At 37.0% G+C, this 15039-nt stretch carries 17 protein-coding genes; 14 read left to right on the top strand and 3 right to left on the bottom strand.

Annotated elements, in window-relative coordinates; translation table 11 throughout:
- The first annotated feature begins 13 nt into the window (after nt 1-13).
- From HZR84_11475 to HZR84_11455, 5 genes are all read left to right on the top strand, one after another.
- Nucleotides 14-1555, top strand: coding sequence for a SulP family inorganic anion transporter (locus HZR84_11475; GenBank protein ID QNL22534.1), 1542 nt, complete (start codon nt 14-16; stop codon nt 1553-1555).
- Nucleotides 1555-2160 (top strand): carbonic anhydrase, encoded by a 606-nt coding sequence (locus tag HZR84_11470; GenBank protein ID QNL22533.1) that lies wholly within the window; start codon nt 1555-1557, stop codon nt 2158-2160. The genes HZR84_11475 and HZR84_11470 overlap by 1 nt, the downstream gene beginning before the upstream one ends.
- A 75-nt stretch (nt 2161-2235) precedes the next feature.
- Nucleotides 2236-2784: a hypothetical protein gene (locus HZR84_11465; GenBank protein QNL22532.1), complete on the top strand. Its 549-nt coding sequence runs from the start codon at nt 2236-2238 to the stop codon at nt 2782-2784.
- Nucleotides 2781-3560, top strand: a complete 780-nt coding sequence (locus tag HZR84_11460; GenBank protein QNL22531.1) for a hypothetical protein — start codon at nt 2781-2783, stop codon at nt 3558-3560. Before HZR84_11465 ends, HZR84_11460 begins: the two co-directional genes overlap by 4 nt.
- 9 nt (nt 3561-3569) lie before the next feature.
- The gene (locus HZR84_11455; GenBank protein ID QNL22530.1) at nt 3570-4229 is read left to right on the top strand and encodes a hypothetical protein; all 660 of its coding nucleotides are present in this window, start codon (nt 3570-3572) and stop codon (nt 4227-4229) included.
- On the opposite strand, the gene HZR84_11450 is transcribed toward HZR84_11455, so the two are convergent.
- Nucleotides 4226-4543 (bottom strand): DUF962 domain-containing protein, encoded by a 318-nt coding sequence (locus HZR84_11450; protein QNL22529.1) that lies wholly within the window; start codon nt 4541-4543, stop codon nt 4226-4228. The genes HZR84_11455 and HZR84_11450 overlap by 4 nt on opposite strands.
- Before the next feature lie 125 nt (nt 4544-4668).
- On the opposite strand from HZR84_11450, the gene HZR84_11445 reads away from it, so the two are divergent.
- Genes HZR84_11445 through HZR84_11435 form a run of 3 tightly spaced genes read left to right on the top strand, consistent with a single transcriptional unit; the run spans nt 4669 to nt 6887 of the window.
- Nucleotides 4669-5598, top strand: a complete 930-nt coding sequence (locus HZR84_11445; protein QNL22528.1) for a ribose-phosphate pyrophosphokinase — start codon at nt 4669-4671, stop codon at nt 5596-5598.
- Between the two features lie 11 nt (nt 5599-5609).
- Complete coding sequence (locus tag HZR84_11440; GenBank protein ID QNL22527.1) at nt 5610-6275, top strand: 50S ribosomal protein L25/general stress protein Ctc; 666 nt, start codon at nt 5610-5612, stop codon at nt 6273-6275.
- A 54-nt stretch (nt 6276-6329) separates the two neighbouring features.
- Entirely contained in the window at nt 6330-6887 is a 558-nt protein-coding gene (locus tag HZR84_11435; GenBank protein ID QNL22526.1) for an aminoacyl-tRNA hydrolase, read from the top strand.
- Here the strand turns inward: HZR84_11435 and HZR84_11430 are convergent.
- Nucleotides 6884-7141, bottom strand: a complete 258-nt coding sequence (locus HZR84_11430) for a hypothetical protein (GenBank protein QNL22525.1) — start codon at nt 7139-7141, stop codon at nt 6884-6886. The genes HZR84_11435 and HZR84_11430 overlap by 4 nt on opposite strands.
- 121 nt (nt 7142-7262) lie before the next feature.
- Here HZR84_11430 and HZR84_11425 point away from each other — a divergent pair, with 121 nt between their 5' ends.
- The 6 genes from HZR84_11425 to HZR84_11400 all read left to right on the top strand — a co-directional run bounded on the left by HZR84_11425 (nt 7263) and on the right by HZR84_11400 (nt 13093).
- Nucleotides 7263-8249, top strand: a complete 987-nt coding sequence (locus HZR84_11425; protein QNL22524.1) for a hypothetical protein — start codon at nt 7263-7265, stop codon at nt 8247-8249.
- A 117-nt stretch (nt 8250-8366) separates the two neighbouring features.
- On the top strand, nt 8367-9116 hold the full coding sequence (locus HZR84_11420; protein ID QNL22523.1) for a hypothetical protein: 750 nt from the start codon (nt 8367-8369) through the stop codon (nt 9114-9116).
- A 42-nt stretch (nt 9117-9158) separates the two neighbouring features.
- Nucleotides 9159-10013 carry a transporter gene (locus tag HZR84_11415; GenBank protein ID QNL22522.1) on the top strand — a complete coding sequence of 285 codons (855 nt, stop codon included), beginning with the start codon at nt 9159-9161 and terminating at the stop codon, nt 10011-10013.
- Nucleotides 10014-10136: 123 nt separating this feature from the next.
- Nucleotides 10137-10907, top strand: coding sequence for a VWA domain-containing protein (locus tag HZR84_11410; GenBank protein ID QNL22521.1), 771 nt, complete (start codon nt 10137-10139; stop codon nt 10905-10907).
- 5 nt (nt 10908-10912) lie between these two features.
- The gene (locus tag HZR84_11405) at nt 10913-12193 is read left to right on the top strand and encodes a sodium:proton antiporter (protein QNL22520.1); all 1281 of its coding nucleotides are present in this window, start codon (nt 10913-10915) and stop codon (nt 12191-12193) included.
- A gap of 57 nt (nt 12194-12250) precedes the next feature.
- Nucleotides 12251-13093 carry a 1,4-dihydroxy-2-naphthoyl-CoA synthase gene (locus tag HZR84_11400; protein QNL22519.1) on the top strand — a complete coding sequence of 281 codons (843 nt, stop codon included), beginning with the start codon at nt 12251-12253 and terminating at the stop codon, nt 13091-13093.
- A 1-nt stretch (nt 13094) separates the two neighbouring features.
- Here HZR84_11400 and HZR84_11395 read toward each other — a convergent pair whose 3' ends face one another.
- Nucleotides 13095-14831 (bottom strand): FMN-binding glutamate synthase family protein, encoded by a 1737-nt coding sequence (locus tag HZR84_11395; protein ID QNL22518.1) that lies wholly within the window; start codon nt 14829-14831, stop codon nt 13095-13097.
- Between the last annotated feature and the right edge of the window lie 208 nt (nt 14832-15039).

The following is a 15039-nucleotide window of genomic DNA, read 5'->3' as shown; positions in this document are numbered from 1 at the left end:
AATTTTAAGCTCTATGCAGCTAAACGGAAACACTCTTAAATCAGATTTTTCTTCTTCAATAGTCGTTTTCCTGGTCGCATTGCCTTTGTGTCTTGGAATAGCCCTGGCATCAGGCGCTCCATTATTTTCAGGAATCATTTCAGGAATTCTCGGAGGCATAGTTGTTGGTTCTCTCTCGGGCTCAAATAAAAGTGTAAGTGGGCCGGCGGCAGGACTTGCAATAATTGTTCTCAATGCCATTGAAACTCTCGGTGCCTGGGAGGTATTTATTATGGCTGTTGTATTAGCAGGACTTTTGCAAATTGTTCTGTACATCTTCAAGGCCGGTTTTGTTGCAGAATTATTCCCCAATAGCGTAATCAAAGGCATGCTGGCAGCGATTGGTATTGTAATCACTTTAAAACAGATACCCCATGCTTTGGGTAGAGATACAGATTATGAAGGAGATTACGAATTCTTTCAAATAGCAGATGGTGAAAACACCTTTTCTGAAATATTAAGGGCCATAGAAACAATGAGCCTCGGTGCTCTCATTATTACTGTAGTGAGTCTGGCAATTCTGATTTTTTGGGAAAAGGTAGTTTCTAAACAAAAGAATTTTATTTCGAGTATTCCGGGCGCTTTGGTGGTGGTAATTTTAGGAATCTCACTGAATGAGTTTTATCACAATTATTTTCCTTCAATGGAGCTGCTGGCCGAAGATGATCATTTAGTCACCTTACCGATATTTTCAACCTTTGAAGGATTTAAAAACGCATTGGCATTTCCGGATTTCTCAGCTTTACTCAGACTGGATGTATATATCGTTGCAATTACTCTGGCTATTGTGGCCAGCCTGGAAACACTTCTGAATGTTGAAGCAACAGATAAAATTGATCCGGAAAAAAGATCTTCAGATACCAATAAGGAATTATTGGCTCAGGGCGTTGGAAATACGATTTCTGGTTTAATCGGAGGACTTCCAATTACATCGGTTATCGTCAGGTCATCCGCCAATGTGTATTCCGGAGCCAAATCTCGATTATCGACAATTTTACACGGATTCTGGCTGGTTAGTACCATTGCCCTTTTACCTGAGTGGCTAAATAAAATACCGCTTGCCTCTCTTGCCGCAATACTGTTTATTGTTGGCTATAAATTGGCGAGCTTTGATCTGTTTAAATCGATGTACAGAAAAGGTAAGGATCAATTTTATCCTTTCCTGATTACAATTGTTGCCATCGTTTTTACCGACCTGCTCATCGGTATTTGTATTGGATTGGTAATAGGCTTCATTTTCGTTGTATTTAGAAATTATCATTCAGCCCTGACAGTGGTTAAGGATGATAACTACTATCTTTTCAGATTTAATAAGGATGTTTCATTTATGAATAAGGCAAAATTGAAAACTGAATTGGGAAAAATTCCCGATAATTCATTTCTGATTTTGGACGCTCACAAAGCTCAGTTTATTGATAATGACATAATTGATATTCTTGAAGACTTCTCTCTCAATGCCAAGTCCAAGAATATTACCATAGAATATATTCACATTGACCTAAGAAAATCACTTTAATGGACACTTACCGTAGATTATTATTAAATAATAAGGCCTGGGTCCAGGAAAAATTAAGTTTAGCAAACAATTATTTTCTGAGTCTTGCCAAAAAACAAAACCCCGAATTCTTGTGGATTGGATGTTCTGATAGCAGAGTGCCGGCAGAAGAAATAACAGGAACACAGGCGGGTGAAATTTATGTGCATAGAAATGTCGGAAATCTCGTAGTCCCCAAAGATGCCAATATGCTAAGTGCACTGCAGTATTCAGTAGAGATTCTCGATGTAAAACACATAATCGTTTGTGGTCATTATGGTTGCGGAGGAATAGAAGTGGCCATGGATCATTCCGATTTTGGTGTTCTCGATAATTGGCTTGAAAATGTGAAGGGGGTTTATAATAATCATAAGGAGGAATTGGATAAGCTGGAAAACCGAAATGAAAGATTTAAAAGAATTGTCGAATTAAATGTAATTGCTCAGGTTGAAAACCTTTTGAATACGGAGATCATCAAAAATAAATGGCAAAAAGATTCATTGCCACTTTTACACGGATGGGTGTACGATGTTGAAACCGGAATTTTAAAAGATCTTGTGCTAAAATCACCTTTAAAAGCCGGTTGATTCAATACTAATATTTTGATTTAAGATTTAGGGTAAAATTCAATACAATGGTATTTAGAGCATAAGATACCTGATATGAATTTCAGACCTGACTTTTTGAATATTGGAAGCACCACTGCTAAGGGCTTACTCCTATCTCTATCTATTATTTTACTTTCCTGTTCAGATGCCGATATCAACGAACCATTTGACTCCTCTGGCTCAGCCTACGAGCCAATAATTATGGAGCGAAGCAATTTAGAAACCAGCATTGATTTCATTGATAACAGAGCACTGGAATCAGCAGGTAAAATTTATTCTTACGGGAAATATATTTTAATAAATGAAAAATATGAAGGTGTGCACATATATGACAATGCAGATCCCAGGAATCCCGTGAAAACAGGATTTATTAAAATTCCAGGTTGTATTGATATGGCGGTTAAAGAAGGTATTCTTTACGTTGACAATGCTGTGGATCTTGTCGCAATTGATATAAATAACTTGCCTGAAATAAGTCTGGAAAAAAGAATTATAGGCATATTTCCCGAATTGACCGCACCGGACTTAGGTTACGTTCCTTTTCAATACATTAAAGAAAACAGACCGGAAAATACAGTCATAGTTAAATGGGTTTTGAAATGAAAAATATCAAGCACATATTATTTATTGTTTTGCTGATTTCTTTTATTTCCTGTGATTCCGGAAATCCAGATTCGGTCAGTCCTGCAAACGCTAATGGTTCGGAATTACCTCTGGGACAAGGTGGATCTCTTGCCAGATTTGCTATTCTCGCCGATCACCTTTATGCCTTGAATTGGAACACATTAAATACATTTGACATCCGCAATGCAAATGATCCACAATACATTAGTAATGTGCAAATAGGAACAGGTATTGAGACAATATTTATACGACAAGCCGATAGTACCATGTTTATTGGCAGTCAGAACGGGATGCACATTTACAATGCCCAGGATTTAAGAAACCCTCAGTTTCTTTCTGTATATGAGCATGTTTGGGCTTGTGATCCTGTAGTAGCCAATGACAAATACGCTTTTGTAACTTTGAATAGCGATCAAAACTTCGGATGTTTTAGAGGAGTAAATCAATTGGAAATTGTAAATATTGAAAATTTGAGAAATCCATTTAGTGAAGAAGTTTATCCAATGACGCAACCTAAAGGTTTAGGACTGCATGATACTTTGCTTTTTGTTTGTGATGAGGGATTAAAAGTATTTGATTTTAATACACCTCAGGATTTATCGGAAATTGCAAATCACAATATTTCTGCATTTGATGTAATTCCTGCAATTGGGAGCTATGAGATTTTGTTTGTAATTGGAGAAGAAGGATTATACCAGTATCAATACAGAAATGCTACATTAGAATTATTAAGTGTGATTCCGCTGGGATCTTAACGAATTCAAATGAAAATAGCTTCGATCCTATTAATTTCCATTTTACTTGTTCAAAGTGGATACGCTCAGGATAGTTCATACATTCAACCAAACATTTATTTATCCATCTCTCCGCAATATATAGTAATCAATGGTACAAGAGTTGACGTTGAAAAACGATTTAAAGAAAGTGCTCATGCAATATTGATTGCCCCTACCTTTTACTTCGGTGTAATAAATGAGAATCACATTTTTCAATCCTATTTTAAAGAATATGACTTGAATGGTTTTGGATTTGAGCTTGGGCATAAAGTATATACAGAAAAAAACTGGCTCAAAGACATTAATTGGTATCAATCCTATTCCATCACTTATAATAGACTTTCATTTGATTACAGCGGCATGGACTGGCAACCACTGCCCGGTGATCCGAATCTTCTCGTTTTGAGGGAAAAAGGTCAAACTTTAACCATTGATCAATTTGGATTGTCTACCTATATGGGTGCCTTAATAAAAATAGATAAAAATTTTTACACCGATGTTTATTTTGGAATTGGAGCCAAACGTTCTTTTGCAAATGACTCAAGCACGGATAAATTCGCCGAAGATGACTTTTCAGATGGATTTATTAATTACAATTTCACCGGAGCACTTTTAAGGGCAGGTTTTAAAATTGGAATGGCCTTTTAGTCCAATTTCTTATTGATTTTCCCTGTCAGAATGTCCCAAAACATAATAAAATCCGAAGCCAGACTGTAAAAAGGATAGGTAAATGTTGCGGGTTTGTTTTTTTCAAAAAAGGCATGACCAAACCAGGCAAATCCATAACCAACAACCGGAATTAATAAAAGCAAAAGCCAATTTTGAACTGCAATAGCATAAATCAAAATTATAATCAACAACAAAGTACCTGTGAAATGGAGATTGCGTGAAATTTTGTTTTTATGTTCAGAAAGGTAATAGGGATAGAATTCCTTTAAACTTTTATACTTTTTTTCAGCCATTTTAACTTTTTTTGCTATTCTAATTTACTATCATAATCAGAATTATCACAATCCTTTAATTCCGGTTACCATTTTTACATTTAATTATCTATTTTTGCAAGCCTTTTTAAGGAAGGATTTATTTTATGTCTTCAGTTAAGATCTTTTCAGGTAGCGCTTCGGTTTATTTAGCCGAAAAAATATGCAAGGCCTATGGCAAACCCATGGGGCTCATCACCACGCAAAAATTTAGCGATGGCGAGCTATCTGTGAGTTTTGACGAATCGGTAAGAGGTTGTGATGTATTCCTAATACAGTCGACTTTCCCTCCGGCTGACAATCTTATGGAATTGCTGATCATGATCGATGCTGCAAAGCGAGCTTCCGCAAAGCACATAACCGTGGTGATGCCATATTTTGGCTATGCAAGACAAGACAGAAAAGACAAACCGAGAGTAGCAATTACCGCGAAGCTAGTCGCAAATTTACTTTCTGCTGCAGGCGCAGGTCGCTTGATCACATGCGATCTTCATGCAGGCCAGATACAGGGATTTTTTGATTTCCCGGTGGATCACCTTTACGGATCTGCATTCTTCGTTCCTTACTTAAAAACACTCGGCCTTAAAAAAATTGTTTTTGCCGCTCCGGATGTTGGAGCATTGGGGAGAGCTCGCGGGTTTTCAAGATATTTTGAAAATTCAGAAATCGTTGTTTGCGATAAACAAAGAAAAAAAGCCAATGAAGTTGCAGCCATGCAAATCATAGGTGATGTAGCGGACGCAGATGTTATTCTCGTTGACGATATGATTGATACAGGAGGTACTATGTGTAGGGCTGCAGAAATAATTATGGACAAAGGGGCCAAAAGCGTAAGAGGGTTGTGTACGCATCCTGTATTATCAGGTAAAGCCTATGAAAATATAGAAAATTCCGCTTTGGCTGAATTGATCGTTTCCGATACAATTCCTGCTAGACAGAAAAGTAAAAAAGTGAAGGTGCTTTCTGTTGCAGAACTTTTTGCCATGGCAATACATAAAATTCACGATCAGGAATCAATTAGTACATTATTCATATAAATAATAATAAGATGAAAACCATTGACATCATTGGTTACAAAAGAACAGATTTCAGCAAGAGCACTACCAATAAGCTAAGAGAAGAGGGCATGGTTCCATGCGTTCTTTACGGTGCTGAAGATCACGTGCATTTCAATGCACCGGTTTATCTTTTTAATGATCTGGTAAACACTCCGGATGTCGCATTTGTAAATATCGATGTCGAAGGCAAAGAATACAGATGTATTTTACAGGATATCCAATACCATCCGGTGAGTGATATGATTTTGCATGCCGACTTCAGAGAGCTTACTGCCGGTAAAAAAGTAAAAATGGAAATTCCAATTAAACTGATAGGTACAGCACCCGGTGTTATGGAAGGCGGCGTATTGGTAAGAAAGTTAAGACAAGCTACCATCAAAGCACTGCCTAAGAATATGCCAGAGGTAATTGAATTGGATATCAGCGGCTTAAGCTTAGGACAATCTTTAAAAGTTAAGGATCTCGAAGTGGAAGCGGGAGAGATACTAAACTCTGAAAGAATTACAGTAACTTCAGTTGAGGTTCCAAGAGCACTCCGAGGTAAATCTGAGGAAGACGAAGAACTCGAAGGAGAAGAGGGAGAAGAAGGTGAAGAAGGCGCTGCTGAAGGTGAAGAAAAAGCCGAAGGCGCTGCTGAAGAAAAAGCAGAATCTTAATCCTTTTTGTAAATTTTATATATTCAAATCCCGCTTCGGCGGGATTTTTTTGTTATGAGATATTTAATCGCAGGATTGGGAAATATTGGCACCGAATATGCCAATACCAGACATAATATTGGATTCATGGCCCTCGATCACTTTGCAGAAAAGCATAAGTTTGATTTTGAGAGTTCCAGGTATTCATTTCAGGCTGAATTAAAGTACAGGTCGCATAAATTGCATTTTATAAAGCCAACTACTTATATGAACCTCAGCGGAAAAGCTATTAGATACTGGCTCAATGAAAAAAATATTCCAATTGAAAATCTTCTTGTAATTACTGATGATATCGCATTGCCATTTGCCAAAACCCGTATGAAACCCGGAGGAAGTCACGGCGGTCATAATGGTCTTAAAAATATTGAAGAGTATCTAGAAAACAGAAATTTCCCCAGATTAAGGATTGGTGTGGGTGATAATTATCCCAAAGGCCAGCAGGTGCAATACGTACTTAGCCCCTTTAATAAAGAAGAAGAAAAAGAATTACCATTTTTAGTTCAAAGAGCCTCTGACATCGTATTTTCCTTTGTAGATATTGGTATTGAAAGGACAATGAATTTCTTCAACTAAAATAAAGCAAGCTGCCAGTTGTCCTGGCTTACTTCTGGCTTTCCCAATCTTAAATAAGAGTTTAAAATATACATTTTGGCATCATCCCAGGTACAAAGGTCTATAATTCTATTTTGCACATTCTGAGCCTGATAAATTCCCTTGTTTTCTTTCTTAATTGTTCCAATAAGATCATTTTGCAGGGTGCGAATTTCTGTGGTCTTTTCGCAAAAAAGACTTTTACTATAACTTAATTTTAATCCCCTATCGCACATGGAAGGCATTGAATATTGCCTTGATTTATTGCAAATTTACATCAACAATTCAATTTAATGTAACTTTTAGCTCATTTTAAGGACATAAATAGTTAGTAATTATTGAATAAAATAGCAAAAAATGCTTTTTACCGGACAAATTTCAATTGATCCTTCGGAGATAACCAAAATAAAAAAAGTAGAACCACAGTCTTACTTCAGGAGGTTCTTGCATACAATTAGTAATGGAAAAATTAATGACAAAATTGAAGAGGAAAATTTTACAGCGGTAAGTATTTTGCAGCAATTTAATCTAGTTCTTAAGGGAATGGGCATCAACAACATTATTCGACTGTCCCATAACAATCAGGATTATTATTTAGATAATAAAGGCGATGAAGACGATCTCGAAATTGCCCTTGAAGAATACGAACATCGCATTAAAGATCAAAAATCGAGATCTTTTAATACAATCTCATTAGTACTGGAGCACAATGAAGACACCTTTCACTATTATATAGAAATCAAAATTAATAGAAGCCATAAAGTAGGTGCCTATCCTATCGAAATTAAAGTTGATGCACTTATCAATGAATTTTTTGAACATTTATTGGGCAAAAAAAGGCTTAAACACAAAATGGAACACGTGTTCAGATCTCAGGATGCCTATGATTTTTACCTGACTTCAAAATTGAATGAGTTTGGCCATTTTTTAAATATGATAGGCGATGAAATCCAAAAATATATTCCAATTGACGATTTGATTGTTGACTTTAGTCCGGCTATTATATTGCCTACCAGAGGTATTAGAAACCCAAAAGAGATCGACTTCAAAGACTATTCCAAAGGACCGGCCTTTCATGGTTACTTTCAAAGTGATGAAAGAATATGGTATGTCTATATTTGGCCGGAGCTTTGTAGTGAGCACGATATTTATATAAATAATACCTTAATATTTTCAGAATCGGGTAATCAAATAGGAGAGCTGGGAGAACAGGGAATTGAAGCTGGAGATTCGCCACTATTTGATCTGGAATCAGAATCAGAATCAGAAGAAAAATTAGAGGAAAATACCACTAAAGAGGAAAATATAGATAAAGAAGATGAGAACAAGGGTGATTGGTTTTGATTTTAATCAATGTCAAACTATATTTTTTAACAGAAATTATTACTGAACTATTCTGATTATAAAATAATTTAACATTTTGAATGTTCTCTCGTTGTATTAAGCACTAAACAAAAAAATATGAAAAATATAATCTTAATTACTATCGTCATTACAACATTAAGTAGTTGTGATATTAATAATGAAAGAGAAAAATTACGTGCCAAATCGGACAGTCTTGAAGCAGAACTCATGGTGACACTTAGGGCTGTTGACGCACTCGAAGAGGTAGGTGCATTAATGGATTCAATTGATGAAAATCGCAATGCAATTCGTTTGGATATGCGAGAAGGATTAAAGTACGATGAGTATATTAATCGTATGAAAAGCTTAAATGAATACGTAAAACGAAGTGAAGAGAGAATTGAAAATTTGGAAGCAGATTTAAATCAATCCGAAGGATCAAAAAATGCGTATTCCAAAGCTGTGGCAAGACTGAAAAAGGAAATTCAGGATAAAAACAAACAAATTCTCGAATTGCAGGAACTGGTTGAAAACTACAAAAGTGAAAATACAGAATTGCTTTCTTTAGTGGCCATGAAAGAATCGCAATTGGCCGATGCCGAAATTGATATTATGCAGAAAAAGCAGGAATTGAGTTTGCTGGAATCGAGAATTCAGGAATTGATGATTCAATCTAAAATGACAGAAGCTGATGCCTATTATGCCAGGGCTTCTGCTGTTGAGGAAGCTGCGAATAGAACCAAATTGGCACCTCGCAAAAAGAAAAAAACGTTTGAAGAAGCGTTAAATCTTTACAAGAAATCCAAACAACTCGGAAGAGAGGATGCTCAGGAGAAGATAGATGAACTCGAAGACAAAATAGGTTAAATGAAAGCCGGTTAATTCCGGCTTTTTTTTGCACTTTTCGGAATGAAATTATTTCTACCACTCTTTGCGCTTCTTTGCCTTTTAACTGCATCTCCTGTATTTTCCCAATCTCCCGAGACTATTGCCAGCGACAGACCGGGCAATGCTTATACCAGCACTGTAGTAGGAAAAGGAGTCTTCCAGGGGCAGGATGGGTTAGAGTTTGGTCAATCAAAAGATGAATATAAATTGACTTTCATCAATGGAGGACTACCGTCTAGTTATAATTTGAATTCAAGTACTTATGCTTTAACTAATTATTTTAGGTTGGGTATTGGAAATAAATCAGAAATTAATGGCATAGTTGATTTTCGAAACAATCGAACAGAAATTGATGGAACTGACTCAAATAATAATCAATCTTCGACCTTAATTACTCAACAAGGGCTAAGCAAATTGGGCATTGGTTTTAGACAAAATATTATTGAAGAAAAAGGAAACTTACCTGCTTTGGGGGTTTTGATAAATACTTACTTCAATGGACTATTAGATGATCACCGAATTTCCAATCCCGATGGTTTCCTATTGATACTGGCTCAAAAACAACTCTCAAATATATTCTCTTTTACAACCAACCTCGGATTTAATTATGGTGATTTTCTAAATGATGGCGATTTCATTGACAGTTATCTATACACTCTAAATCTTGGCTATAGTATCACTCCAAAATTATCAGGATATGTAGAAGCTTATGGTCAAATTGTAAATGGAGATATAATAGACGCTTATGATGCTGGGTTTGGCTTCTTAATAAATAAAAATGTTCAATTGGATTTATATGGTGGTATATACACTGATCAAAATTACTTTGAATATTTTGTAAGTACCGGTATTTCCTGGAGAGTGGGAAACTTGTAATATGACCCAGATCATTTTACAAAATGACAATATGCCTTAATACATGTGTCTATTTCACTAAATTAGACGCATATATTAAAATAGATTTATAAATTGCTTCAAAATCAAACCAAATCAAATTCAGTGTCAGATTTAGAGAAAAATCTTGAAAGTATACAACAAAGTTCAACGGCAGCGAAAGAAGCGATTACTGCGCTTAAATTAGTAGAAAACTCAGCAGAAGTAGTCCTCTGTATGGATGTTTCCGAGCAAATGGAAGACTATCTGGACACGGGAAAGGCACAGGTAATTGCCAATCGAATATTGGCTTTTGCAACACATATGGATATTGACAGCCATATTGACCTGTTTCTTTTTGCCGAAAGGGCATTTTTTATAGGCTCAATGAACATGAAAAATTTTGACGGCTATATTGAAGATGCCATGCATAAATATAATTTGACCGGACATGCGGATTATGTGAATGTAATCAATCTTATCAGGACTACATATCTGAAAAATGCAAAAAGAGATGGGAAGCTGGCATGCAGGGAAACACCTGTTTATGTTTACTTTATAAGCAATGGCGAGACCGATGAACCTGAAGATATTGCAAAAGAAATAGCCAGTGCTTCTTATGAGCCAATTTTTTGGCAGTTTATGACAATGGGTACAACCCGCGAAGATCTTCAAAAAGGATTTCTTGGATTCTTATTGAGACCATTCGTAGATGATTATTCTTTTCTGGAATTGCTGGATGACATGGAGGATCGCTTTATTGACAATGCGGATTTCTTCAATGTCAATGATCCATCTGCATTGAGCGATGCCGAATTCTATAAACTAATGATGTCAGAATTCCCGCAATGGGTTGAATTGGCAAAAGAAAAAGGGTTGATAATAAAAAATCAGTAATAAAAATGCACGAAGCGACTATTGGTGTTTTAGATATTTTAGCCATTTTAATATTTCTGGCGGCAGTTTTTTCATTTGTTAATACGCATTGGTTAAAATTACCCGCTACCATAGGATTGATGACGCAGTCACTGGTAATCTCCTTAACTATTGTACTGATTGGAATTTTAGTGCCTGAAGTAAGGGATTCAGCAGCAGAAATTCTGGATTCCTTCGATTTCTCTGAGGTTCTCATGCAGGTGATGCTGAGCTTTTTGCTCTTTGCCGGTGCTATAAATGTAAACTTCAAAAAACTGGTGGAGGAAAAAGGAGCTATTCTTATACTGGCCACCGTTGGTACCCTGCTTTCTACATTTATAATAGGCTTTGCCACATTCTTCTTCTTGCCCTATCTGGGAATTAATGTTGAGCTGATTTACTGCTTGCTTTTTGGAGCACTTATTTCTCCTACTGACCCTATTGCCGTTTTGGCGATTGTGCAAAAAATGAAATTGAGTAAAAATCTTCAAGTTAAAATTGAAGGTGAGTCTCTGTTTAACGATGGTGTGGGCGTAGTAATATTTTTGACCATTTTAAATGTAGCACAGTCGGGCGTTGAAAATGTTACACCGATTGGTGTGAGCATTCTTTTTGCACAGGAAGTTTTTGGCGGAATTTTACTCGGTGGAATTTTAGGTTATATCGGATTGCTGTCTCTAAAGTTTATCGACAACAGACATACCGAATTAGAAGTTCTCATTACATTGGCTCTGGTTATGGGCGGTACTAGAATTGCAGAACTGGTACATGTATCTGCGCCCCTTATTATGGTGGTATTGGGTATAATTATTGGAAGAGAAGGGAAACCGGAATACCTTCGAAAAATTACCGGAGACTTCGTATATAAGTTTTGGCATCTCATCGATGAAGCATTAAACGCAATTCTTTTCATTTTAATTGGATTTGAAGTATTGGTTGTTACACTTCAGATAAAAAATATTGTAGCAGGTGTTATTGCCATTTTTGTAGCCCTTTTCTCAAGGTACATTAGCATTCTAATACCCACCTTTACTTTTGGACTTCAAAAATCAAAGACCTGGGTTCCCGGTACGGCTCCAATCTTGGCCTGGGGTGGCTTAAGGGGTGGAATAGCTGTAGCACTGGCACTGGCTCTTCCGCATTTTGCGCATAAGGATCTTATAGTTACCATGACTTATATTATAGTTGTGTTTTCTATCCTGATTCAGGGAATGACGATTAAAAATCTTATCCGCTATCTGAAATTGGATAAATTACCAATAGATTAGATAGCAAATCAAAACAAGCCAATTTCATTGCTGTTTGTTGAATAATAATAAATAATCATGGCCCAACCCAAGTGGAAAACAATTGGAAATTTTGAAGATATCACCTATAAGAAAGTGGATGGTGTCGCGCGGATTGCTTTTAATCGACCGGAAGTTAGAAATGCTTTTCGTCCTAAAACAGTTGCTGAGTTGTACAAAGCTTTTCTGGACGCTCGTGAGGACACTTCCATTGGGGTGGTCCTATTTTCAGCAGAAGGCCCCTCTCCAAAAGATGGCGTTTATTCTTTTTGCAGTGGAGGAGATCAAAAAACCAGAGGCGATCAGGGCTATGTGGATGAAGATGGCATGCCCAGGCTAAATATACTTGAGGTTCAAAGATTGATTCGCTTTATGCCCAAAGTCGTAATTGCAGTGGTTCCGGGTTGGGCTGTAGGTGGCGGACATAGTCTTCATGTGGTTTGCGATTTATCCCTAGCCAGTGAAGAACACGCCATATTCAAACAAACTGATGCCGATGTAACCAGCTTTGACGGAGGATATGGTTCAGCTTATCTCGCTAAAATGGTGGGTCAAAAAAGAGCCAGAGAGATTTTCTTTTTAGGAAGAAACTATTCTGCACAGGAAGCTTATGAAATGGGAATGGTCAATGCTGTTATTCCACATAAGGAATTGGAAGCTACGGCTTTCCAGTGGGCTCAGGAGATACTTGAAAAATCACCCACTTCAATCAAGATGCTCAAATTTGCTTTTAATCTAACAGATGATGGCATGGTGGGTCAGCAGGTTTTTGCCGGTGAAGCTACCAGACTGGCATATATGACCGAGGAGGCCAAAGAAGGAAGAAATGCATTCCTCGAAAAAAGAAAACCAAATTTCAAGGACATCAAATGGATTCCCTAATCTAATTCATTGATCCCGCTGCGCTTTCTTTAATTTTCATTTCTCCAACGCTCATTCCTTTGCTTCTGGCCATTCTTCTTTCAAGACTGGCTTCATAAGCCGAAATTCCGTGCAATTCGGACAGATAGTCAAGATGACCTGGAGAAGTTACAACCATAATGTCGTCTGCTGTAATATCCGTAGGTGTTTTATATCCGCAGGATTCAGCTAACATTTGTGTTTCCTTATACAAAACATCGGCATAGGTTTTTACACGTTCGGCCGCTCCCTTAATATCAATGGCTCTTTCAAGGCTTCTTCTTTGGGTAGCTATTCCCGTAGGGCAATTATTTGTATGGCATTCAAGGGCCTGAATACATCCTATGGCAAACATAAATCCTCTGGCAATATAAACTGCATCCGCGCCAAGTGCCATTGCAACGGCAATGTCAATAGGAGTTGCGATCTTACCACTGGCAAAAAGAACAACCTTATCTCGCACACCATGTGACTTCAAGGCCCAGTCCGCAACCGCTAAAGCTTGTTTCATCGGCAAGCCTGAATATGAACTCAAAACATGAGGGGATGCACCTGTGCCACCATCACCTCCATCGATGACGATGTAATCAGGCCCCCTGCCGGGCTCTTTTGCCATTTTATTTGCAATATCTTCAATCTCTGCAGTGTGGCCTATCACCATTTTTATTCCAACAGGTTTGGATGTAACTCTTCTCACCCTGTCAATGAAATCAAACAATCCATTTACATCACTAAATTCTTTATGTCTGGCAGGTGCATAGGCATCTTTTCCCAATGGCACTTGTCGTATATCTGCGATTTCCTGAGTTATTTTTTCTTTTAATAGCATCCCACCTTTGCCCGGTTTAGCACCCTGAGCTAATTTAATTTCCATCATTTTTACCTGAGGATGTTCTGAAACTTTTTTCAATTTTGCCTCATCTAAATTGCCATCCTCATCTCTCACACCGTATTTTGCCGTTCCTATCTGAAAAATCAAATCCCCTCCACCGTATTCATGACATGGCGCAAGACCACCTTCACCCGTATTGTGCATAAAACCACCCATTTTGGCTCCAAGATTTAATGATGCATGCGCCCGATAAGACAAAGCACCATAGGACATAGCACTTATATGAGCAAAATGCTTTAATTCGACAGGTTCGACACCGGTATGTTTTCCAATAATTTTTTTATAACTCTGACCTGTTTCTTCCCCGGTTTTTGAGGTAACATTGGTAAAAGTTGCGGGCATAATTATTGTCGTTCCAACCTGGTCCATATCTATCTGTGTTCCAAAACCAATAGTATTTCTTGTTCCTTTTGAAGACTGATAGATCCAGTTTCTTGTAATTCTATTGTATGGCGTCTCCTCCTGATCATTTAAGAACAAATATTGTCTTAAAAGTGGCCCCATTGATATAAGCAATTTTCTTCCCCATATAATGACTGGAAATAATCGTTGTATTGGAGTATGAGACTGTCTTTTATCGTGAATAAATAAAATAATAAATCCCACAATTAAGGTAAAAAGTATGAATTCACCGGTCAAAGTTGCAGCCCATACCAAGATTCCCGATGACTCAATAGTGGTTTGTTGAAAATAATACCCATACGCTGCAGTTACAAGCAGCGAAAGAAGTATCCATGTTCCTGTATATGCATTAAATAGTTTTAAAAATGATGAAAATGAAGGTGCCTTTGATATACCGGTTTTGATGTATTTTCGTTCTTCAGACATTTGGTTTTGAGTTTATTGGGGGTAATGAATGTAAGCCCAAAATCTGATATTTACAAATATCTATATTTAGACTTTTTTTTCCGGAAGACAAAAAATACCATTGAGTGTTTCAGATAGTAATGTATATTCTCAATGCATATTTAAAATAGTTTATTTGATTAGCTTTTATATAAAGATATTTTAAGATATTAGATTGAAATTCAAATTT

Source organism: Hyphobacterium sp. CCMP332, assembly GCA_014323545.1.
Lineage (GTDB): Bacteria > Bacteroidota > Bacteroidia > Cytophagales > CCMP332 > CCMP332.
This window is presented reverse-complemented; position numbering and strand designations above follow the sequence as displayed.

What these genes read in the sequence shown, in the direction of transcription:
- HZR84_11430 (QNL22525.1), bottom strand. Translation starts at nt 7,141, where the DNA reads ATGTGCGATAGGGGATTAAAATTAAGTTATAGTAAAAGTCTTTTTTGC.
- HZR84_11445 (QNL22528.1), top strand. Translation starts at nt 4,669, where the DNA reads ATGTCTTCAGTTAAGATCTTTTCAGGTAGCGCTTCGGTTTATTTAGCC.
- HZR84_11405 (QNL22520.1), top strand. Translation starts at nt 10,913, where the DNA reads ATGCACGAAGCGACTATTGGTGTTTTAGATATTTTAGCCATTTTAATA.
- HZR84_11455 (QNL22530.1), top strand. Translation starts at nt 3,570, where the DNA reads ATGAAAATAGCTTCGATCCTATTAATTTCCATTTTACTTGTTCAAAGT.
- HZR84_11450 (QNL22529.1), bottom strand. Translation starts at nt 4,543, where the DNA reads ATGGCTGAAAAAAAGTATAAAAGTTTAAAGGAATTCTATCCCTATTAC.
- HZR84_11420 (QNL22523.1), top strand. Translation starts at nt 8,367, where the DNA reads ATGAAAAATATAATCTTAATTACTATCGTCATTACAACATTAAGTAGT.
- HZR84_11435 (QNL22526.1), top strand. Translation starts at nt 6,330, where the DNA reads ATGAGATATTTAATCGCAGGATTGGGAAATATTGGCACCGAATATGCC.
- HZR84_11470 (QNL22533.1), top strand. Translation starts at nt 1,555, where the DNA reads ATGGACACTTACCGTAGATTATTATTAAATAATAAGGCCTGGGTCCAG.
- HZR84_11395 (QNL22518.1), bottom strand. Translation starts at nt 14,831, where the DNA reads ATGTCTGAAGAACGAAAATACATCAAAACCGGTATATCAAAGGCACCT.
- HZR84_11460 (QNL22531.1), top strand. Translation starts at nt 2,781, where the DNA reads ATGAAAAATATCAAGCACATATTATTTATTGTTTTGCTGATTTCTTTT.
- HZR84_11400 (QNL22519.1), top strand. Translation starts at nt 12,251, where the DNA reads ATGGCCCAACCCAAGTGGAAAACAATTGGAAATTTTGAAGATATCACC.
- HZR84_11465 (QNL22532.1), top strand. Translation starts at nt 2,236, where the DNA reads ATGAATTTCAGACCTGACTTTTTGAATATTGGAAGCACCACTGCTAAG.
- HZR84_11475 (QNL22534.1), top strand. Translation starts at nt 14, where the DNA reads ATGCAGCTAAACGGAAACACTCTTAAATCAGATTTTTCTTCTTCAATA.
- HZR84_11415 (QNL22522.1), top strand. Translation starts at nt 9,159, where the DNA reads ATGAAATTATTTCTACCACTCTTTGCGCTTCTTTGCCTTTTAACTGCA.
- HZR84_11440 (QNL22527.1), top strand. Translation starts at nt 5,610, where the DNA reads ATGAAAACCATTGACATCATTGGTTACAAAAGAACAGATTTCAGCAAG.
- HZR84_11425 (QNL22524.1), top strand. Translation starts at nt 7,263, where the DNA reads ATGCTTTTTACCGGACAAATTTCAATTGATCCTTCGGAGATAACCAAA.